Annotated in this window: 17 protein-coding genes; 2 read left to right on the top strand and 15 right to left on the bottom strand. The window is 40.0% G+C overall.

Annotation, left to right across the window (positions count from 1 at the left end):
• Nucleotides 1-203 precede the first annotated feature (203 nt).
• From B3317_RS15970 to B3317_RS15925, 10 genes are all read right to left on the bottom strand, one after another.
• The gene (locus tag B3317_RS15970) at nt 204-566 is read right to left on the bottom strand and encodes a hypothetical protein (RefSeq protein ID WP_291113406.1); all 363 of its coding nucleotides are present in this window, start codon (nt 564-566) and stop codon (nt 204-206) included.
• Entirely contained in the window at nt 566-2056 is a 1491-nt protein-coding gene (locus tag B3317_RS15965) for a glycoside hydrolase family 10 protein (protein WP_291113404.1), read from the bottom strand. The genes B3317_RS15970 and B3317_RS15965 overlap by 1 nt, the downstream gene beginning before the upstream one ends.
• Nucleotides 2057-2154: 98 nt before the next feature.
• Nucleotides 2155-4029, bottom strand: a complete 1875-nt coding sequence (locus B3317_RS15960; protein ID WP_291113402.1) for a RagB/SusD family nutrient uptake outer membrane protein — start codon at nt 4027-4029, stop codon at nt 2155-2157.
• A gap of 12 nt (nt 4030-4041) precedes the next feature.
• Nucleotides 4042-7428 (bottom strand): SusC/RagA family TonB-linked outer membrane protein, encoded by a 3387-nt coding sequence (locus B3317_RS15955; protein ID WP_291113400.1) that lies wholly within the window; start codon nt 7426-7428, stop codon nt 4042-4044.
• 477 nt (nt 7429-7905) lie between these two features.
• Nucleotides 7906-8751, bottom strand: a complete 846-nt coding sequence (locus B3317_RS15950; protein ID WP_291113398.1) for a hypothetical protein — start codon at nt 8749-8751, stop codon at nt 7906-7908.
• 390 nt (nt 8752-9141) lie between these two features.
• The gene (locus B3317_RS15945) at nt 9142-10443 is read right to left on the bottom strand and encodes an NAD(P)/FAD-dependent oxidoreductase (RefSeq protein ID WP_291113396.1); all 1302 of its coding nucleotides are present in this window, start codon (nt 10441-10443) and stop codon (nt 9142-9144) included.
• 105 nt (nt 10444-10548) lie between these two features.
• A complete protein-coding gene (locus B3317_RS15940) occupies nt 10549-11229 on the bottom strand; it encodes a DedA family protein (protein ID WP_291113394.1) in 681 nt (226 codons plus the stop codon).
• A gap of 66 nt (nt 11230-11295) precedes the next feature.
• Entirely contained in the window at nt 11296-11838 is a 543-nt protein-coding gene (locus B3317_RS15935) for a DJ-1 family glyoxalase III (RefSeq protein WP_291113392.1), read from the bottom strand.
• A 6-nt stretch (nt 11839-11844) separates the two neighbouring features.
• Complete coding sequence (locus B3317_RS15930; RefSeq protein WP_291113390.1) at nt 11845-12687, bottom strand: TonB family protein; 843 nt, start codon at nt 12685-12687, stop codon at nt 11845-11847.
• A gap of 24 nt (nt 12688-12711) precedes the next feature.
• Nucleotides 12712-13446, bottom strand: coding sequence for a pyridoxine 5'-phosphate synthase (locus B3317_RS15925; protein WP_291113388.1), 735 nt, complete (start codon nt 13444-13446; stop codon nt 12712-12714).
• Nucleotides 13447-13822: 376 nt separating this feature from the next.
• On the opposite strand from B3317_RS15925, the gene B3317_RS15920 reads away from it, so the two are divergent.
• Nucleotides 13823-14692 carry an NAD kinase gene (locus tag B3317_RS15920; RefSeq protein ID WP_291113386.1) on the top strand — a complete coding sequence of 290 codons (870 nt, stop codon included), beginning with the start codon at nt 13823-13825 and terminating at the stop codon, nt 14690-14692.
• 16 nt (nt 14693-14708) lie between these two features.
• Here B3317_RS15920 and B3317_RS15915 read toward each other — a convergent pair whose 3' ends face one another.
• The 4 genes from B3317_RS15915 to B3317_RS15900 form a co-directional block, all read right to left on the bottom strand.
• Nucleotides 14709-15245 carry a DUF4251 domain-containing protein gene (locus tag B3317_RS15915; RefSeq protein ID WP_291113385.1) on the bottom strand — a complete coding sequence of 179 codons (537 nt, stop codon included), beginning with the start codon at nt 15243-15245 and terminating at the stop codon, nt 14709-14711.
• A gap of 98 nt (nt 15246-15343) precedes the next feature.
• The gene (lpdA, locus tag B3317_RS15910) at nt 15344-16696 is read right to left on the bottom strand and encodes a dihydrolipoyl dehydrogenase (RefSeq protein WP_291113382.1); all 1353 of its coding nucleotides are present in this window, start codon (nt 16694-16696) and stop codon (nt 15344-15346) included.
• A gap of 39 nt (nt 16697-16735) precedes the next feature.
• Complete coding sequence (locus B3317_RS15905) at nt 16736-17953, bottom strand: hypothetical protein (RefSeq protein WP_291113380.1); 1218 nt, start codon at nt 17951-17953, stop codon at nt 16736-16738.
• 539 nt (nt 17954-18492) lie between these two features.
• Nucleotides 18493-19209, bottom strand: a complete 717-nt coding sequence (locus B3317_RS15900; RefSeq protein WP_291113378.1) for a helix-turn-helix domain-containing protein — start codon at nt 19207-19209, stop codon at nt 18493-18495.
• Nucleotides 19210-19672: 463 nt separating this feature from the next.
• Here B3317_RS15900 and B3317_RS15895 point away from each other — a divergent pair, with 463 nt between their 5' ends.
• A complete protein-coding gene (locus B3317_RS15895) occupies nt 19673-20251 on the top strand; it encodes an FISUMP domain-containing protein (RefSeq protein ID WP_291113376.1) in 579 nt (192 codons plus the stop codon).
• 140 nt (nt 20252-20391) lie between these two features.
• Here B3317_RS15895 and B3317_RS15890 read toward each other — a convergent pair whose 3' ends face one another.
• Complete coding sequence (locus tag B3317_RS15890) at nt 20392-21369, bottom strand: adenosine kinase (RefSeq protein WP_291113374.1); 978 nt, start codon at nt 21367-21369, stop codon at nt 20392-20394.
• Nucleotides 21370-21473: the final 104 nt, after the last annotated feature.

The raw sequence follows: 21473 nt of genomic DNA, 5'->3' as shown, positions 1-21473 counted from the left end.
AAAGAATTCTTTAATTAACTATTATTAGATGTCTTATACAAAAATTAATTTATTTGTGCGCGCTGGATTGAGTGATGGACCGCAGGGGAATGCGTATGGTTATCTTTTGTATACTCTTGCAATAGAAAATGGTGAATATTCCATGAAATAGAGAGACACGCCCTACTACAAGACGTGTCTCTCCATATTATATAAGGGTGTATTTACCAGCCCGGATTCTGGGTTAAAGTATATCCCTTGTCTTTATAGATCGTTATTTGAGCGGCCGGTATGGAACGTAGATAATTCCTTTCAGACTTTATATCTCCTTTCACAAAAGATCTTAACGGAGAACTGATGCTGAAATAACTTATGTATCCCTTGGTTGGGGTCGCTACCGGATTTTCGGGGTCGAACAGTTTTACGGCTGCGGCTATTCCCGGATAATCCGCTTTGTCTATCCATGCGCCAAGTACTGTTTTATTAGGATTGTTTGAAGTACCTGTGTCCAAGTATTCGAATTTTGCCCATCTGTTGAGATCGTCGCTGAAAGGTAAAAGCAAACTATGCTTATTTACCTTTCTCATTAATCGAAAAAGACAATAGAACTCTCGGAATGAGAAGGGCTAAGACTAGTTATACCATAACGGTATTTTTTTAAATCTTTCTTATTTTTATATAGTAATACGATTTCGCTCAGGCCTGTCACGGCAATAATCGTTTCCGGGTTGTCTCTATTTACAGGCTTATTTCTTTTAAACTTATAGATAACAAAACGTTTGGCATTTTTACCTCGCTGCCATTTCAGTCTAATGTTGTGTTCGTCCTCTGTTTGTAATGAAACATTTAACGGATTTTCAGGTTCAATACGCTTAATCCTGTTATTTTCGGGCGAAATGCTTAATGATTTATACTCTTTCTTCACTAGACGCTTTTCTAAATTTACTTCCGGCTTATCAAATAAAGACTTTGCGCTAAAATAGATTTCACCCTTAATATTAGGGTCCGCCATATTTCTGTTTATCTGAAGAATAAGCTCTTTAGAGCTATGCCATTCTTTTTGTTTCGCTTTTTTAGATACCCTGTAAGGAGCAAGACCCGCATAAACATTAGCCCCATAATTATATTTTGACCACCAATCAGATAATATTGCATAATCGGCAATTGGATATCCTATATTAAAATAAAGTTGAGGAAGGACATAGTCAATCCATCCTTTTTCCTGCCACAACAGTATATCGGCATACAGACCATCATAGTTTGTCATGGCCTTTGTTTCTGATCCTCTCGGGTCCTCTGTCTTATTTCTCCAGATAGCGAAAGGTGAGATTCCAAATTCAACCCAGGGTTTTACCGACTTTATAGTTTCATTTATTTCTTTGATGATAAGATTGACGTTATTTCTCCGCCAGTCTTCTTTATTCCCGAAACCCCTTGGATATTTCACGAAGGTTAGGGAGTCGGGAAATTCTTGTCCCGATATTTTATATGGATAAAAATAGTCATCCATATGGATGGCATCGATATCATAATTGTTCACAATATCTTTCACTACTTTACACGTAAATTCACGAACTCCGTCTAATCCCGGATCGAAGTATTTTGCTTTGCCATAGTTTATCACCCAATCGGGATGTTTATTGATTATATGATCTTTAGCATATGTATTATAGGCAACCGTATCGTTATTTATACGATAGGGATTTAACCACACATGTATATTCAATCCCCGCTTATGGCATTCATCGATTGTAAACTGTAATGGGTCATATCCAGGATACCCTCCTTGCACTCCCGTCAACCAATGACTATAAGGTTCATAGCTGGATTTATAAAAAGCATCTGCTGTAGGTCTTATCTGAAAAATAATAGTATTCATATTATAATCTTTTACTTTATCAAGTAAAAAGATCATCTCTTGCTTCTGCTCTTCCGAAGAAAGTCCCTGTTTAGCAGGCCAGTCGATATTGTCAACGGTAGCAATCCACACGCCTCTTAATGCTCTTTTATTTGTTTGGGCATGTGCAATATAGGCCGAAAACATCAGTAGAATTAAAAATAAACCAAGTTTTTGCATATATCCAAAGTGAGTAAGTATATATTTTAAATTATAAAGATTGAAAAACACTTCCCCATTGAAGAGATGGGGAAGTGTTTTAATTATATATAGGGTTTTTATTGCCAACCCGGCGATTGAGTCAATGTATAACCCTGACCGGCATATAAGTCGATCTGATTCTTTCCCACAGGAGACAAATATACTCTATCTGTAAAATCATCTCGGTCTTTCACTCCTTCAGGCAAATAATATCCGACCATAGCAGCGGCATTGGTACCGTCAAATTTAACTATAGTCCCATCTTCTTTCATGACCTGTGTTATACCTTTTTTTGTTTCAGCAACTAGCGAAGGTATCTCATTAGGAATGTCTACCCAAATGCCTTTCAAGATGTCTGGCTTAACAGAACCTTTCATATAATTTATTTTCTTCCAACGTTTGATATCTAATAAACGAGCAGGTTCCATATACAATTCCATACGGCGTTCACGACGGATTTCCCAAATTAATTGAGTGACATCAGCATCGCGTGCAGGGTCGTTAGGTAATGCACTTAGATTCATTGGAGCGGTTTTAACCACCCCTTTGTTAATGGCTTCCTGATCCAATGGCCTGTTGCGCAAAACATTTATGGATTTGTCTATGTCTGCCTGAGTAATCGCTGCCCCTCCTATTGTAGCCAATTCGGCTTTTGCTTCTATCCAGTTCAAAAGAATTTCTCCTAAACGAATAACCGGAGCATCATTTGTATTAGTATTACTATAATATTTGGCCGGTATCGGTGGTGTAAGCCTAGGTCCTTCCCGGTCTACAAATTTTACCGTAAAGAGCAAAGCTGCCGCTCTTTCATTTAATTGATCAAAAAATGAAGCTTCAAAGCGTGGATCACGTGTTTTTATCAGATTGGCAAGGTTAAATTTTTTCGCATCTGTTACCGTCGAATTTTGCCAGACATTTCCATCTTTGCAAATAAATGCCTTCACTACATCAAGGTTTGCCGACAAATCCTGAGCTTCATAACTACAGTTATAAGAAGCTATACAGTGTGTTACCGATTGGGAAGCATCATAATGCCTGTACATAATACATTCTTTGTTCCCTGCCAGATTGTCGGAACCAAAAAGTGTACGCAAATCCGTAGCTATTGAATAACCCTTACTTGAATTCATTACAATTTCGGAAGCTTCTACTGCGAACTCAAGGTATTTTTTAGCTCTCGTTTGATCACCATTGTGATACTTTTGCCAAGTGCCTTCAAACAACATCCATCTCGATATAAACGCAGCGGCTACATCTCTGTTTAAAGTTTGATTACCATCATTTTCGCGAAGATTTTGCAACACATATTTAAACTCATTATATACATTATCCATTACCTCGTTGCGAGGAGTCCGGTCTTTGTACATGATATCTTTATCTGCAGTAGTAAATTCTTGTTCGAAATAAGGCACATCGCCAAATACACTAACTAAACGACAATAGTCTAGCGCTTTGAAAAACCGTGCTACTGCAAGCCAATGGTTTGACGCTTCCTGCGAAAGAATGCCTTGCATTCGTGTTTCTATACGATTAATCATAAGATTTGATTTCCGTATCCATCCGAAATACCATGTAGGTCCGGCGTATTGGGAACGCCACGCGGGAGCACTCAGTACACCATTCGCATTCGATGTATTACTATTGCTACCCAATGTAGAGGGTACGCTGGTCTCGAATAAAGCCTGCACATTTTTTGAAACTACATCATCGCTGAAAACGTATCCTTTGAAGTGTGAATAATCCAAAGTCCAACTCGAATTGTATCCCACAAAGAATTGTGTGTAAAATTCATTTGCGAACAGACGCACATTACCCTCTTGTGTCCAATATGTTCCATCATCCGGACTATTCAGCTGCGGACGATCCAAGTAATCACTACAACTGGATATAAGAAATATATACAGTAAAGCAAATGTAAATGCTGCTTTCTTTGTCATGTTGATTATTTTCATAATTGTTTAATTTTAGAAAGTTAACTGAACACCAAACGATACATTCTTAAACATAGGCGCTCCAACACCAGTTCTTCCAGAATTGTAATTTGATGTATTATACATTGAATAACCATTAATCACTTCGGGATCAATAGGCAAACCTCTTAAATGATCCCATGTGTGTATATTTTCCATCGACATATACACTCGTGCTTTGGTCAGATACGCTTTTCTAATTATGTTTGCAGGCAGACTATAACCAAAAGTCACGTTCTTGAGTCTTAAATAGGCCATATTCAATAAATAACGATCTTGCACGTGGGTATTATTAGAAGCCGTGGAACCTCCGGCTACAGCACCTATATTGTAAGGTCGCGGATAGAAAGCATTCGTTCTGTCTTCACGCCAAAAATCACCTGCAATCGCTTGGGACATAGCTCCATCTGATACATTATAGCCGGGTATGGCTAACGCTCCGTCTCCCCAGATATCACGTTTACCCACACCTTGGAAAAATAGTTGTACATCGAATCCTTTATAATCGGCTCCCACACGGAAGCCATAGTTATAACGAGGCGTTGTATTGCCTATCACAGCAAGGTCGCCCGGTTCATCGGCCGTATTGCTGCCATTCGTTATTTTCCCATCACCGTCCAAATCTTTGTATTTAACGTCACCGGGGCCGAATTTAAAATCAGCAGAATTTTGAACGAATGGCTGATATACAGGATTATCTCCTTTAAGTTTATTCATAGTTTTGCCATCCACTATAATAGTCTGAAAAGAACCGTCCGGATTATATTCAAAATCATCCGCCTGATATAAACGATCTGTTTTGTATCCCCAGATATCGCCATAGCGTTTCCCTTTCCAATATGAATCGGCAGCGGTACCTTTGATCGCGCTTTCATCATAATCGGTAATATAGGTTTCGGCGTCAGATAAAGTAAACATAGCATTTATGCTTAATCCGTTCGCAAATCTATGATTATAATCAAGGGTTATTTCCCAGCCTCTTGTTCTTAATTCTCCATAATTACCGACAGGAGCCGGAGCGCCAAATGTGTATGGTAATGTAAGACCCGGTGTAATCATATTTCGTGTATAACGCTGGTACCAATCAAAAGTGATATTAAGTCCATTAAAAACAACAACATCCACACCAAAATCCAGCGTTTCGAAATCTTGCCATGTGATATATCGGTCTACGGGTAACGGAGTTCCATAATAAGGGAATTTAGTAGTTCCATCAAGCCAGGTAGAAGTACTATATGCTAAGGTCGGCATATACAAACCAGATGATACCGATTGGTCACCAATGACTCCCCATGATCCTCTGAACTTCAAAGAATTTAATGTCGGTTTCGCCCATTCCATAAATGCCTCTTCATTGGCACGCCAACCTGCAGAAAAAGACGGAAACCAACGCCATTTCAGATCGGTAGGGAATTTAGAAGTTCCATCATAACGTAAATTGCCTTCTAAAAGGTATTTTTGTTGGAATGCGTAATTAACACGGCCAAAAAAACCGGCTTGTGACTCCCAATAGGTCTTACCTCCGGATGTTTGTGTACCGGTAGCCATATCAAACTGAGGATTAGTAATATCCAGTAATTCTGTTTTTTGTGCCCAATGGCTCTTTGTCTTCGATTTTACGGCATTCAAGCCCGCCATAAACTTAAACTGGTGAAAATCTGCCAAATTCAAATTATAAGTACTGTATAAATTAAAAGTATGTTGCTGTTTATTTTCCGATTCACGATAGATATGATCCGGATTAGCCCCTTTTGAAGTATAAGTACTTACAGGTAATTGATAAGCTTGCATAGCTCCGGTAGTTCCGGCAGGAACAATATCACCGTTTTCATTCACATAGATCTGATTGCCGTTTTCATCCGTTCTAGGTATCGCAGCCGACCAAGAATCTGCTGCAGTATAGCGTGTCCCCGGTCTATCCTGCAAATATTCGTTGTTGGCAAATGTATAATCAAATTCCAAATTCCAATCTTTAGTAAAATTAAGAGTGGCGCCAAGATTTACATTCAGATAATTTGTCTGCTGAGATGCTGTATTTGCCTGAGCTGCTTCGGATGCGGGGCTTCTAACAAGATTGCCATTTTCTGTGCCGAATGGCTGTAACGGCCCCCATCTGTATAGATATAACCAAGGGTCAGCAGTTGTAGAATTAGTTATATAAGGATAATATTTGGTTCGCTGAGAGAATAAAAATCCACTTCTTATGGTAATGTATTTATTAATCTCAGAACTTATTTTTGCAGTAGCATTATAACGTTGGAATTCATCTTTTTTAGCTGTTTTCATTAAACCCTTCTGATCAAAATAGCCCAACCCTATATTATAATTTACTTTACCCGACATTCCATTAACCGACAGGTTATGAGTTTGTGTTGGTGTCCATTCTTCAATCATATAATCATAAGGATTATACATACGCACTCCCATTTTATTAGCTCCATTAACATACCAGTCTCTGCCATATAATATTGGGTCGTTTGAATCTACACTGTTTCCATATTTTGCAATCCATGCCTTTGACTTTTCATAACTCGTCCGGTCCAGCTTCCAAAAGGCACCCGTCATGTTAGTACCGACCCTTTCGATCGCCAACATGGCGTACTCAAGACCATCCAATGTAGCCATATCAATATCTTTAGCCACTTTTGACCACGAAAAATTGTTAGAATACTGAACGGTTATTTTATCAGTTTTAGCACCTTTTTTTGTTGTAATTAAAATCACCCCAAGAGCTGCTTTTGCACCATAAATAGATGAAGCAGCCGCGTCTTTCAAAACACTTATGGATTCGATATCGTCCGGATTTACTAAAGTAATACTCGGAATTTCCACATTGTCCAACAATATCAAAGGACTGTTACTTGCAGTACTATTGATAGAAGCTATCTGACCACGTATCCTGAATATAGGGTCAGAACCAACTTCCCCACTTGGTATCACAATCGACAATCCGGGAACCGATCCTTGCAAACTGCGACCTACATCTGCTATAGGACGGCTATCCAATGTTTTACCTACATCGACAGAGGCCACAGCCCCGGTCAGGTTTTCTTTTCTTTGGGTGCCATAACCAACAACGACAATCTCGTCCATTATTTGAGAATCCTCTTCCATAATTACGTCGATTTCGGTTTGATTAGCAAGCATAGATATAGGTTTAAATCCTATATAAGAGAAATTGATAGTTTGGTTAGCTGCTGCATTGATCGAATATTTTCCATCGATATCTGTTATTGTACCGGTGGTTGTACCTTTGATAGTAACACTTACTCCTATTAAAGGGTTTCCGGTACGGTCTTTCACTGTTCCTTTTACAGTCCTCACTGCTTGCAGTAAGTCTGAGGGCTCATTTGACTTGCCGGGGCTTGCTTGCACATTCATACTCCCCGCGGTGGATAGTATTAATCCTGCAAAGAGGATACATAAAAGTTTTTTATAAAACTTTTTTTTTGCTTGTTTTAATGCGGTCATAGTAACATAGGTTTAATTTAAGTAATAATTGAAAGAGATTTGCTGGATTATAGTGATCTAAATAGTGTTTTTTATAGCATAATAGCCAATAAAACAAGGTTCGTGATGCCGATCTAATATGTTGTTGCGGTGTATCCGCAGAGGAGAATTATTAATGTTTAGATACTTAAATTAATATAAATTCACATACTGAAATAGAGAGTGTTTTTACTTCAACGGTCTATGTTTTGTTTATGAAGTAATTCAGAACTAGTACTTTCTTAATTTTTATCTTAGCACTACTAAATAATATTATGCTAACAAATATAAATTAATATATTTGAATAAATAGGAGAAAAATAGAAAAGGTATTCTGTTTTAACTTTTATTAATTGTCATATACATAAATTAGAATTTTAGATTGCTTCGGTGATATTGAATTAATCCTTCAACAGGATTTTCTGTAATGCTGTCAATAACTATACCCAGATCGGTCGAGACCTGCTTCAGCATACTTGAATATTTTTTTGCAACAGATCCGCAGAAACGTACCGGGTAATTCTGGCAATCATACTGCAAGACATTTCTTTCGAAGAACGCCCTGAAACTGTTATAAACTAAATCGTAGACATAAGGATGTCCGAGATTTTCGGAAAGGTAGAAGGAGAGGACAGCCAAAAGCCTGTTTGGGAAAGGTTTACTATAGACATAATCCAGAATCTGTTCCGGGTCGATCCCGTATTTTTTGTAGAAGGGGGTAACTAATTCATCCGGAGCCAATCCTTTCAGGCAATCTGAAAGAAATGCTTTTCCGAGAAAAGCCCCGCTGCCTTCATCACCGAGTATGAAACCCAGAGGACGGACGTTTTTAGTAATTTCTTCCCCATCATAGAAACAGGAGTTTGAACCCGTTCCTAAAATGCAAGCTATTCCTGCCTGCTTATTGAACAGTGAACGTGCGGCACCTAACAGGTCACTTTCTACAAATGCGGGGGTACGGAATTGGGACTCGAGTGATGCCTTCACTACACTTTTTTTCTCAACAGATGAGCATCCGGCTCCATAGAAGTATATGGATTGGATTTTTGTTTTGAAAAATATTTCGGGTAACTGTAATCTGATAGTATGGCTGATTTCTTTTCTCGATTCGAAATATGGGTTTATCCCGTCAGTGAAGGAGTGTTCGGAAACAGTTGTTTTGCTAACTAAACACCATTCGGTTTTAGTGGATCCGCTTTCAGCCAAAAGTATCATTGTCGTATAGTGTTTATATAAAAAATAGAACTCTGTATTTTGAAATCAATAATAGAAATCTTCTTATATGCAAATATATAAATAATATAAGGAAATCGAATAGCCGGGATATGGTAATATAATATGTATATTTTAAAGAAACTTTATCTATATGGAGAAGTTATGGCTTAGTGTTCTTTGATATGTTTGATAAAATTATCCGGGCAGAAAGAAAAGTAGCAGAGACAAAATATAAAATCAGTAATTGAAAAACTGAAAAATGTGTCAACTTTGTCAAGTTTTAGAGAACAGATCCGACTAAAGAATTCTTTACTCTTTAGTCGGATCTGTTATTTTTGTTACATTTTAGAATAAATATGATAAATATAAGATTCATATAAGAAGAACTGTTTACAGTTCTTCTTTATACATCTTATTGAATTTCGGTTTGATAAACAGGCGTAAAGACACATCGTAGTTGAGGTAACTCCATATCCAGTCTATGAAAACAGATACTTTATTTCTCATACCTACAATTGACAGTATATGTACCCACAGCCAGAGCCACCAGGCAAACCATCCTCCAAACCGGAATTTGCCTAAATCCGCAACGGCTGCATTGCGACCGATGGTAGCCAATGAGCCTTTATCTATATAAGTGAATTTTTCCCAATTATTGCTGTCAGTTGTACTGTTGAGGTTTTTCGCGAGGCGTTTTGCCATCTGCAACGCCACCTGTGCTACCTGCGGATGTCCTTTGGGGCTTTTTTCCGATATAAGAAGGGATGTGTCACCTATAGCAAATATATTATCATAGCCTTGTACCTGATTGTATTCGTTAACGGCAAGCCGGCCGCGATTATATGCTGTTTCGGCCAGCCCTTTCAGGCTATTTGGTTTTACTCCTGCAACCCAGAGTACATTGCGTGTGCGGATATTAGTCCCGTCACTGAGTTCTACAAATGGCCTGTCATATGATTTTACAGATATATCTTGATGGATGATTACACCCCGGTTTTTCAGAGTGTCGGCAGCTTTTTCTGATGCCTGCTCCGACATAGCAAAGAGTAATCGGGGGGAGGCGTCTACAAGATGAATTTCCATCTTTGTGAAATCTATTTCGGGATAATCCTTAGGCAGGATAGATTTCTTCATGTCAGCCAATGCCCCAGCCAGCTCCACGCCGGTAGCGCCTCCTCCGACAATGGTAAATGATAGGATCTCTTTCAGTTCTTCATCGTTATCGGTACTAAGGGCCTCTTCGAAACTAAGCAATATTCTGTTTCTGAGTAGCAAGGATTCTGAGACCGATTTCAGGGCAAAAGTGCTTTCTCTGAGACTGTCATTTCCGAAGTAATTGGTATCGCAGCCTGTCGATATAACCAGATAGTCATATGTAATATCACCTATATTTGTTTGTACTACTTTGTTTTCCGGGTCAACATTCTGAGCTTCACACATACGGAAGTGGAAGTTCTTATTCTTCTGGAAATTCTTACGGTGAGGGTAGGAAATAGAACTGGGTTCCAGTCCTCCGGTGGCTACCTGATAAAACAGAGGTTGGAACTGATAGTAATTATTCTTGTCGATCAATATGACCTGATACTGTTTTTTGTCTATCTTTTTGGCTAGTTCCAGACCTGCAAATCCACCGCCGATGATGACCAGCCTCTTTTTTGTCCCTTTGTCGGGTATGTTTGCTATATTGTTCATACAATGCTAGTTTATGGTTTTATTAAATAAAAAACCACTATCACGATAGGAGCACTCAGGCTCCTGTCAGTGTCAGTGGTAATAGTTTAAGATGTATATATATCTTTATCCTTTGGCTTTTGCAGCCTTTCTTGCTCCTAACTTAGCTTTTATGACCTCGTATATTGCCGGTAGAATGGATACTATCACAATAAGAATAACTACTTTGTCAAGATTCTTTTCAACCCATTCTAAACGTCCGATGAGGGCACCCAGGGTGCAGAAAATAACAACCCATGCTATACCTCCTATAACATTGTAGGAGAAGAAATGTTTATAACTCATTCTGCCCATACCTGCAACAAAAGGCGCAAATGTGCGCACTATCGGTACGAAACGGGCTAGTATAATGGTTTTACCTCCATGCTTTGCGTAAAACTGGTTTGTTTTTTCCAAATACTCCTGTTTGAATATTTTGGATTTCGGGTTGCTGAAAAGTTTTTGCCCGAAGAAACGTCCTATGGTATAATTAACTGCATCGCCGATGATTGCAGCAACTATAAGTATGGCAATGAGAAAATAGATATGGAGAGGATTGTCGGGTCGTACAGCTATCGCTCCTGCCAGAAATAATAAAGAATCACCCGGAAGAAAAGGAGTGACAACCAATCCTGTTTCACAAAAAATAATCAAAAACAATATGGCATAAACCCATACTCCATAGTCGGTTACCAGCATATCAAGCGTGCCGCCGGTGTCTCTTAGCAGATTGAGGAAGAAGTTCCATACTTCATGTAAAAATTCCATTTTCTAAGTTTGAGTTATATTTGAGATAATGAAAATGATGGAACAGACATCCCATCATTTCCTGTTTTATTTTACTAATAATCCGGCAGCTACGGTATCACGCTTTTCCTTACCGGCTAGTTGTTCTACCAGATTCAGTGCAAAGTCAATTGTAAGTCCGGGACCGCGGCCTGTTGTGATGTTTCCGTCTACGACAACAGATTTATCTGTTTGCAGGGTAGCACCTTTCAGGTATTGTTCGAAGCCGGGATAACAGGTTGCTTTTTTGCCATCCAGTAATCCCAAGCCGCCTAATACCATCGGCGAAGCGCATATTGCAGCTACCTTTTCGCCCTTATTGGCAAAAGCCAACAGCTCTTTTTTCATATTCTCATGCTCATTAAACCTGGTTGTTCCACCCGGTAATATCAGCAGCTCTGCTTCGGAAAAATCTACCTGGTCGAACATTAAGTCGGCTGTAACCAATATCTGATGACTACTCATCACCTGTTTACTGTCGGTCAGAGATACCGATTTCACATTCAATTCAGCCCGGCGCAGGATATCGATTGTAGCAATCGCTTCAATATCTTCAAATCCGGTTGTGAGAAATATAAATATAGTCTTCATACCAATTTAATTTAGATTAAACTTATATGTGATTGTTCCTTTTTGATTAATGACGGAAGATACCGCGTTGAACTTCGTTCTCTTCGCCGCTCTTAATGCTTCATTGCGCAGATTGGTATTCGGGGTATTGGTTCCTTTCCCTATTGTCGCTTCTACGACATCACCTTTAGCATTAACAAGTATATCGACAACTACTGTACCGTAGTCGTCAACCGAATAGTTGGGTTTAACAAGACCACCGCTACCAAGACTGCGTCCTCCGAGATCGAAAGAGCCCCAGCCTCCTACACCGGATGTTTTACCATAGCTGGCATTCCCTGTCGGTACGCCTTGTGTGCCTTCACCCGTTCCTTCACCACGGCTGCCACTGCCTGTTCCATTTCCGAACAGACCTGCCATTTGGTTGTTTATCTGGCCTTTTTTAGCTGCTTCTTGTTGGGCGACACGTTCGGCTTCGGCTTTTTTATGTTGTTCGGCCGCCTCTTGTTGTTTTTTCTCTTCGGCTTTCCGTTTAGCTTCTTTTATAGCGACCGTTTCTTCAAAGTCCTGAGTGACGGCTGTTTTTTCCGTATTGGTTACAGCCGGTTTTGTTTTGACAGTGGTATTCTCTACCATCGGAATAGGATCTTCCACTACATTCGGAGAGGTTGCTTCCGCTGCACCCTGATTCCCATTTCCTCTGCCAAAAGGTTCATCATCACCGCCTGCGTTGGCTACATTACCAAACATAACGGGCACTCCACCCAATTCGTCGGAATGACGTATGACCGGCGATGGTTTCAAATAGTAAAACAACAGGAACAGGATGATCAACAGATGAAAACCTGCCGTTCCTATTATACTTATCATTTTATCTTTTTGTGCCTCCATATCTTAATCCAATAATTCGGGAGTTTCTTTTAAACAGTTTTTATAAGACTTTATAGTTTTTTCCAATCCCAGATATAGAGCATCACTGATAAGCGCATGCCCTATAGATACTTCGTCGAGCCAGGGTATGTTCTTATATAGAAAATGCAGGTTTTCCAGGCTCAGATCGTGTCCGGCATTTACGCCAAGGCCTAATTTTTTTGCATATTTAGCAGCTTCTATAAAAGGGGCAATTGCAGCCTCTTTATCTTTACTATAGTCACTTGCATATGGCTCTGTGTATAACTCTATACGGTCTGTACCTGTTTTAGCAGCAAATTCTATGATCTTCAGATCCGTTCCGGTGAAAATGGAAGTCCGTACACCAACAGCCTTGAATTCATCAATCAACTCGGACAGTAATTGCTGATTTTCTATGGTATCCCATCCTGCATTCGATGTTATGGCATCTGGTTTGTCGGGAACAAGTGTTACTTGTGTGGGTCTGATCGTTGTAATCAGGTCTACGAACTTTTGAGAGGGATAGCCTTCTATGTTCAACTCGGTTTTGATTTTGGCTTTCAGGTCATACACATCTTTAAATCGGATGTGTCTTTCATCCGGACGAGGGTGTACGGTAATTCCTTGTGCTCCGAATATTTCACAATCGAGGGCTACTTTCACTACATCAGGAATATTTCCCCCACGCGCATTACGTAAAGTCGCTATTTTATTTATATTTACACTAAGCTTGGTCATAAAAACTATTAAGGTCACAGACCTGTTTATTATTTATTAAGTAAAACAATGATAGTAAGTTATAATTTTAGATTATATCATTAAATACTTCCTTTTACTTAAAATACGATCTCTCAAACATCAAATACTAAAATCTATCATTATTAAGTTAAAACTTTTTAGCAACTTTGCACAATGATATATCATACAAATGTAATACGAATTGGTGAAATAGTGCGTATCAGTTCCATTTTATTAACAGCTTGACTGTTTATTTGTTTGGCATAGAAGTAAGCCAAAGAAAGTATTTAATGCAACCTTGTTTAATCATAATCGGCTACTGCTGTTGCAGATATAAAAGTAATAAATAGGTCTTTGACCTCAAAATTATAAGATAATGAAGATTGCCATATTCGGAAGCAAGCATCAAAAGAAAGAGCAGATAGAAAAACTGTTCAAAATTCTATTGGACAATAAGACTGAAATATATCTTCAGGAGAAATTTTACAATTATCTTAAAGACGTACTCTATCTACAATACGATATTGCAGGTACCATCGCAAATGATGAGTTCAGTGCCGATCTGGTTATCAGTATCGGTGGTGACGGCACATTTCTCCGTACAGCCTCTATTATTGGAAAGAAAAATATTCCGATATTAGGTATTAATGCTGGACGGCTGGGATTCCTTGCCGATGTGGGAGAAAAAGATCTCGAAGCTACATTTGCCGACGTCTTCTCCGGGAATTACCGGATAGAGCATCGCAGCCAGTTGCAATTGTCTACCGAACACAGAGATTATCTTGGCTTCAACTATGCATTGAATGAAATCGCGATATTGAAGCAGGATACGGCATCCATGATTACTGTGCACGCCCATATTAACGATGAATACCTGACATCATACGAAGCGGATGGGTTGATTGTCGCGACACCGACCGGCTCCACAGCTTATTCATTGAGTGTAGGTGGTCCGGTAATGACTCCGACAGCAGCTAATATTGTGATAGCTGCCGTTGCTCCTCACAGTCTTAGTAACAGGCCATTGGTGGTGACAGACGATTGTGTACTTACGCTGGAGGTTGAAAGCCGTAACCAGAATTTCCTTATCTCACTGGATGGACGTTCCAATATATTTACCACGGGAACCAAACTGATAATAAAGAAAGCCGATTTTACTCTGAGGGTTATAAAGCGCAAAGAGAATACGTTTTATAACACATTGCGTAACAAACTCATGTGGGGTGTTGATCCGCGACAAAGCTAGGACTTATTATATATCCCTATAAAGATCGACCCTTATATACATTCGAATCGGCTTCCTGATACAATTCTCCCCTGAAGTTTATTGTATTGCTGTTGAAATTAGGATTTACGGTTGCATTACATTGGTTAGTACCATTAGTCAGCTGTAACGTAACAGTCGCCGATACGGCTACTCCCTGTACTGTCATGCTAAAGGTTACATTTCCTTTCTTGTCTGTTTGCATTTTTATGTTCGACGCTCTACCGTCCACTGTTATACCGCCTATTCCGTTAGGGCCGGCATAAGGGGAATTGAATGCCATCTGGATCGTTGCCTTATCTCCGTGCATGGAGATAAAATTCGTATTGGCTGTTACATAAACAAAGCGTCCGTATTTAAAATCGATACGCTCGGCTTCCAATACGAATTCCCTGTCGTTGAGCGCCTGCACTGCCTTTTCATACCACATTCTCTGTTCCGCTTCTTCGGCCGCAGCTTTGAGCGGGTCCTGCTGGGTTTTGCATCCTGCAAAGGTTAGCATAATTGATGATAATAGAAATACAATTGCTTTCATAATCTTTCCTGTTTTTAGAATATAACAAAACCTCCGAACAAATGGTTTACTTTTTTAGCAGAGTTTTATATCTGGAATCAAAGTGTTGGTCCTCAATTTTATATAAATAAGGTTTCGTGAATAATTTCTCCCACGGTAGGATGAGGGAATACAATTTTACGGAACTCTTCAACTGTAAATTCTTTCTCTATGGCTATGCCTGCGATAACAATCAGTTCCGAAGCCGGATTACCCAGCATATGGCAACCTATGATCTTTTCGTTTTCACCGATTATTAATTTGCACATTCCATTAACCAACTCGTTCTCTGCCACAAATCGTCCTGAGTATGCCATCGGTAATTTCAGCACAGTATGTTTTATACCTTTTACAGTAAGTTCTTCTTCGGTTTGTCCTGCTCCGGCTATTTCGGGATTGGTATATACTACTCCGGGAATCGCTTTGTAACTCATTCTGTCCGCTTTGCCGAGAATATGGTTTACGGCCACTTCCCCTTCACGCACAGCAGTATGGGCAAGTAGTGAATGACCTGTAATATCTCCGCAGGCATATACGCGGGGATGCGATGTCTTCATAAATTCGTCCACTTTTATTCCGTTGCGGTACATCTCGATATTTAGCTTGTCAATGTTCAGGTTTGCTGTAACCGGACGCCTGCCTGTGCTTAACAGTATTTGTGCTGCTTCGACAGATGATTGCTCCCCGTCTTTTTCAATAATTACCTCACCGCCTCTTATTTCCACGACTTTTGTACCGAGGTAGAAATCAATGCCTCTTTTTGAGTACTCGGTACGGAGCATGGCGGACAATTCCTTATCCATAGCGCCGAGTATTTCGGGCAGCATTTCTATGACGCTGACTTTTACACCGAGGCTGTTAAAGAATGAGGCAAATTCCACACCGATAACTCCTCCGCCTATGATTGCCAGCGATTGGGGCACATCTTTGTTATCCAGCGCTTCTTTCGATGTCCAGTAACCACTGGTATCCAATCCCTTGATGGGGGGCACTATTGTCCCGGAGCCTGTGCAGAGCAGGACATATTTTGCTGTGTATGTTTCGTCATCATTGCCCAGTAGTATGTTCCGGCTGTTATCTTCTCCTATAAGATGCACTTCCGCACCGATAATTTCCACTTCGTGAGCAGCCATTTTCTGTTTAATACCTGCTACCAGTTTACGAACGGTCTTTTGCTTGCGGGCGATTATTTTACTTAAATCAAAGCCCGGCTGCCCTTCGACAGACACACCATACTTTGCCGAATTTTTTATATTGTCTAATGTCTTAGCAGAATATAGCAGTGTCTTGGTCGGGATACATCCCTCGTTCAGGCAAACACCGCCTAATGTATTTTTCTCAAATAAAATAGTTTTTAAACCGTTTGCAGCAGCTCTTTCAGCGGCAGTATATCCGGCAGGGCCTCCACCGATAATGGCAATGTCGTACAGCATAGTAATTTAGGTAGTTAAAGGTTTATTATTATCTTTCTTTTATTTACGGATAGCGAATGTCATAGAGTACAGGTCTGTAATATATAAATCTGTTTGATGGCAGAAATCTTTCAGATCTCTTGAATCATATCCATTGGTTCTCCATTTATCAAGTAGTGTGTCAGCATTATTTAGTATTTTGTTTTCATGAGATTGAATCTTTTGCATAATACCATTTCCATTTGCCGAAATTAGTGCTGTAAGATTTATATAGTCTGTACCCTCTCCGCGCGTGATGGGAAAAAGCTGTTTTTTCAGTTGGAGCGACCAGTCGCAAAGTTTTGCATTGCCTGTTTCGTCAGCCAGAAGTACGGAAGGACAGATGTTCTCTTCATTCAGCCATACCGGTATTGCAACAGCTGTAAGCGGTGAACCCAGTATCGTCCACATAGTGGTTAGGGAGGGGGATTCTTTTTCCTTTACACCCTGTATAACCATGACAGATGATGTACTATAGCGGGGGATGAAATCCCTGAAGGGTACGAACATCCGTTTGACGGTATTCTCCGGTATCAGGTCATATAGATTTACCCCTGTCAATCCGTGTGTAAGATGGCGGGATACATCTTGCAATAAAAATCTGTATGAGAGAGAATTTGATAACGATGCCTGATAAAACAGAGGTTCGGCAGCCTGATAGCGGCTTATGCCCTTATCGCGTTCCCTATCGCCGGAAAAAGAATAGTTTGTGCGGACAATATACCCCAGAGGGGCGGTATTGGTATCGTTGGCGTCGAACTTTTTATATGTATAATCTCCTGTTTCATAATAGGCTGCGCCACCCTGCGCGTCTATCACTCCGAAGTTGGCGCTTACATACATCGGCTTCGGCAATGAATCGAGCAGGCGTTCAAAGTCGGCCAGAGTGGCACAGCGTTGCAATGCCAGTTTCATAACCACGCCTTCGAGCTCGTCTCTACCGGCTTCATCGGGGTTGAGGTTGTAAGAAGCCGAATTCATTATGGCGAATCCGGTGGAGTTATAGCCTCCCCATACTTCTTTGCCTGCCTTATCCGAACTGTTTACAATGCCTGCATAACTGTATTTACCATCGGAGAAGTACATCAGTTTATTTTGCAGGCTGCCTGTATCCCTGTGCTTGTAGAGCAACGGACGGCCATCGGCCGTGCATTTACCCGAAATAATGGCAGTAGTACAGGCCAGTGCAGGAAAAGATATGATGAAAGATAAGGTGAATATAAACAGTGTCCGCTTCATAATCTCAAATTTTATCCTTTAAAGATAGGCTTTATTTTATGCTTATTAATTATGTATTGTTAAAAAGTAACAAAGGTAACAGAAATATCAGTGAACAGTTATCAGTCAACAACTCGTAAGATATAAAAACTTTGCGTCTCTGCGTCTTTGCGTGAAACAAAACAGGGCGCCAGCCAACTTGTAACTCTTAAAAAAGGTAACTTTTCAGTTAACAGTAAACAGTCAGCAGTTAACAACTTGTATCCCGTGTCTTGTCTACTTGTAACTATTCCCAAAAAGGTAACAAAAGTAACAGTATTTTCAGTCATCAGTCAACGACTCTTAAGATGTAAAAACTTTGCGTCTCTGCGTCTTTGCGTGAAACAAAACAGGGCGCCAGCCAACCCGTAACTTATAAAAAAGGTAACTTTTCAGTTAACAGTCAACAGTTAGCAGTTAACAACTTGTATCTCGTATAATTTTTCGTTCTTCACTTTTGGCTCCGTCGATTTTCAATTCGTTCCTCACTTTTCGTTTTTCACTTATTATTTACCCCTTTCTCAATCCGTTCTCGATGTATATCCCGGCGGCAGAAACGGATAAAGATTCACCTTGGGCTTCTCTACCGGAGCGGCAGCCGGCTGTGCCTGCAATTTATCCTGTTCATTTTTTAATTTTTCATTTTCCACTTTTAATTCTTCACTTTCCATTTTCAGTTCTTCACTTTTCACTTTTTTCTCCTCTTCCAGTTTCTTATCCACGGCCGCCACTACTTCCGGATTGAGCGACCCGCCCGAACGGAAACCGTTCCCTTTCAATATCATCAGTTGTCGCCTTGTTTCCTCGTCCTGTACTTCTATGACCAGCGGACGGCGTTCCGATGCCAGCAAACGGTCTTTGTCTTTTTTTCTTTCCTCCCGGTCGAGGACATACTTTATAGCGCGGATGCTCGGCGGGCAGAATTTCTTTTCCACCACACGGCATTTTTCCACATCATTCGCCGGATCGTTCTTATCGGGAACATAGGTGATCTTCTCCTTTTTCTGCATGTATCCCTCGAGCAATTGTTTCAGTCCAATCCGTGCAGAGGCTATCATCACATCTTCCCGGTGGTCAATAGCTTCTTCTACCGCTTCGCCAAACTCCGGCTTCGATTTCTTCCATTCGTAAAATGTTTTCCGGCTGATCTTGAATGTTTTGCATATTTCGGAAATGCTACAAAGGTACTGTTCTATCATCCGGATAATCTCCGATGCCGTTTTTTCTTTATACTTCATAAGATACTTAAATATTAATGTTAATAATCAGTTTCTTATATAGATAAAGATATTTGGTTTTGATAAATTTTTAGTTATGCTGACATAACCTCTGCTCGCGCAGACGTCCCGTCTGTGTGTTGCGCAGCAAACATTTTTGCTCTATCGAACAAGACACGTAACTGGAAGTCCGCGTTAGCGGGTTTGCTACTTATAGAATGATACAACAAAATGCTCGCGCCGACGGCTTATTGCCCCTGCTGCGATACTTAGATATGAAAAAATTTATGGGCCCGGGTAAAAATTCAAAAATTCTACAAAATTGCACAATATATTTGTATGATACTTATAATAGTAACATATAACCGGCACCTTGCATTAATTAAACTTATTATGTTCATATTGAATTAATTATCATTCTATCATTGACATTCAATTAATCTGATTTTTGTTGCTTTATTAAGCAGTTGTAAAATTCCAAATTATGAAATATTCGCTTTTTTATCTGTTTTTATTATTTGTGCCTTGTATTTATTGTCAATCAAATAACGGTAAAAATTTAATCGGTGTATTGGATAATATGTACATTTATCATAACTATTCGGGGGATTATATAGCGGTAAAGGTTGGAGGCTATTGGTGGGCGCCTGTAAACCTGAAAAATAATGAAGTTCCCGGAGAAGAGCTTTTTTCCTGGCCAGGAACCGTTAACCCCTGTCCAGAAGGATGGCAATTGCCAACATTGGCGCATTTTATGGCGCTGGATTCTTTATCTGGTATTGGCAGATCTGATTTTAATTATACTAAAAAGGAATTGGTATTCAAAGCGGATGATGATCGCAGCAAGCTGGTCTTTCCGGCTGCCGGGATAATAACCCTGAATGGTAAGGTGTCAGGGGAAGGCTTAATAGGGTCCTACTGGGCCAAGGCTGATAATGGTAAAACTGTGGATTTTCTGACTTACGTTGGGCGCATGATGTTTCAGTGTGGCTCCCCCATTAATGTCGGCGTAGGAGACAACAGGCTGAAAATGAGCATAAGATGTGTAAAACGGAAAAGGTAACATTTGAAAAAAGTATGAGTAAAAATACTCTGCCCGCGCAGACGTCCCGTCTGTGTGTTGCATAGTAAACATTTTTGCTCTATCAAATATGACACGGACTGGACTTTGTTTTCCAGTGTATCCTTCATAATGCTGTTATTCTATATTAATTTCTTAATTTCCTGATGTAATTGGCTCCACTTGTTTTCTTCTATTTTAGCTCCGATAGCTTCTATTACATTTGCAGCGAGTAATGTCCCTATCCGTCCGCAAGCGGAAAGCGGGCAGTTATGTATTAGGCCATATATAAAACCTGCTGCATACAGGTCGCCTGCTCCTGTTGTGTCCACGCAATTTACTTTAAGTGCGGGAACGAATACTTTTTCATCTCCCTGTTGGATCCACGAGCCTTTTTCCCCTGTTTTTACAATCGCTGTATCTACCTGCTTCGCTATTTCAGAAACAGCTTCTTCAGGTTCGAGGCTGAACAGGGCTTTTGCCTCTTCTTCATTTGCAAAAACGATATCCACATATCGAGGTATAATTTCGAGCAGGAAATCACGATTGGCTTCCACAACATTATAACTGGCCATATCCAGAATGATTTTTGCTCCGGCTTCTTTTGCCAGTACGATGGCTTTCTTTATCAGGTCGTGGCTTTGTACCAGATATCCTTCGATATAGAAATAATCATATTCTTTGAAATCATTTGCTTCCAACTCATCAGCATGGAGTAATGCTGCCGCTCCCAGATAAGTGCCGAAAGTACGTTCTCCGTCTTTGGAAATAAATGTAGATGCTACGCCCGAAGCTTCATTCACTTCGGTCAGATGTGACTTTACATGATGCTTCTTCAGGTCTTCTTTATAATATGTACCATAGAAGTCGGAGCCTATGCGACCGAGAAACCCTGTTTCGATATTAAGATTGGCAAGTCCTACTATTGTATTGGAAGCGGAGCCGCCGGAAACAATACTTTTGTTAAGTTTATTAATTTCTTTAGATATTATTTCCAGCTTCATTTCGTCGATAAGTTGCATGCTCCCTTTCGGTAATTCGAGGAGTTCCAGTATCTTATCGTTTTCTATTACTGCTAAAACATCCACAAGGGCATTGCCCATTCCTAATACTTTTGTCATTCTTCTTTAATTTTTTGTGTAAAGATATTGCATAATTCAGAAATAAGGCCTATTTTTGCGTCACTTTTGAGAGAAAAACACTCTTCCTTAGCTCAGTCGGTTAG

The sequence above is a fragment of the Dysgonomonas sp. UBA7710 genome, assembly GCF_002482385.1.
GTDB lineage: Bacteria > Bacteroidota > Bacteroidia > Bacteroidales > Dysgonomonadaceae > Dysgonomonas.
Note: the sequence above shows the minus strand (reverse complement) of the source record. Positions and strands in the feature narration are given on the sequence as shown.

What these genes read in the sequence shown, in the direction of transcription:
- B3317_RS15945 (WP_291113396.1), bottom strand. Translation starts at nt 10,443, where the DNA reads ATGAACAATATAGCAAACATACCCGACAAAGGGACAAAAAAGAGGCTG.
- B3317_RS15925 (WP_291113388.1), bottom strand. Translation starts at nt 13,446, where the DNA reads ATGACCAAGCTTAGTGTAAATATAAATAAAATAGCGACTTTACGTAAT.
- lpdA (WP_291113382.1), bottom strand. Translation starts at nt 16,696, where the DNA reads ATGCTGTACGACATTGCCATTATCGGTGGAGGCCCTGCCGGATATACT.
- B3317_RS15950 (WP_291113398.1), bottom strand. Translation starts at nt 8,751, where the DNA reads ATGATACTTTTGGCTGAAAGCGGATCCACTAAAACCGAATGGTGTTTA.
- B3317_RS15965 (WP_291113404.1), bottom strand. Translation starts at nt 2,056, where the DNA reads ATGCAAAAACTTGGTTTATTTTTAATTCTACTGATGTTTTCGGCCTAT.
- B3317_RS15970 (WP_291113406.1), bottom strand. Translation starts at nt 566, where the DNA reads ATGAGAAAGGTAAATAAGCATAGTTTGCTTTTACCTTTCAGCGACGAT.
- B3317_RS15960 (WP_291113402.1), bottom strand. Translation starts at nt 4,029, where the DNA reads ATGAAAATAATCAACATGACAAAGAAAGCAGCATTTACATTTGCTTTA.
- B3317_RS15895 (WP_291113376.1), top strand. Translation starts at nt 19,673, where the DNA reads ATGAAATATTCGCTTTTTTATCTGTTTTTATTATTTGTGCCTTGTATT.
- B3317_RS15940 (WP_291113394.1), bottom strand. Translation starts at nt 11,229, where the DNA reads ATGGAATTTTTACATGAAGTATGGAACTTCTTCCTCAATCTGCTAAGA.
- B3317_RS15900 (WP_291113378.1), bottom strand. Translation starts at nt 19,209, where the DNA reads ATGAAGTATAAAGAAAAAACGGCATCGGAGATTATCCGGATGATAGAA.
- B3317_RS15920 (WP_291113386.1), top strand. Translation starts at nt 13,823, where the DNA reads ATGAAGATTGCCATATTCGGAAGCAAGCATCAAAAGAAAGAGCAGATA.
- B3317_RS15930 (WP_291113390.1), bottom strand. Translation starts at nt 12,687, where the DNA reads ATGATAAGTATAATAGGAACGGCAGGTTTTCATCTGTTGATCATCCTG.
- B3317_RS15935 (WP_291113392.1), bottom strand. Translation starts at nt 11,838, where the DNA reads ATGAAGACTATATTTATATTTCTCACAACCGGATTTGAAGATATTGAA.
- B3317_RS15915 (WP_291113385.1), bottom strand. Translation starts at nt 15,245, where the DNA reads ATGAAAGCAATTGTATTTCTATTATCATCAATTATGCTAACCTTTGCA.
- B3317_RS15890 (WP_291113374.1), bottom strand. Translation starts at nt 21,369, where the DNA reads ATGACAAAAGTATTAGGAATGGGCAATGCCCTTGTGGATGTTTTAGCA.
- B3317_RS15955 (WP_291113400.1), bottom strand. Translation starts at nt 7,428, where the DNA reads ATGAATGTGCAAGCAAGCCCCGGCAAGTCAAATGAGCCCTCAGACTTA.
- B3317_RS15905 (WP_291113380.1), bottom strand. Translation starts at nt 17,953, where the DNA reads ATGAAGCGGACACTGTTTATATTCACCTTATCTTTCATCATATCTTTT.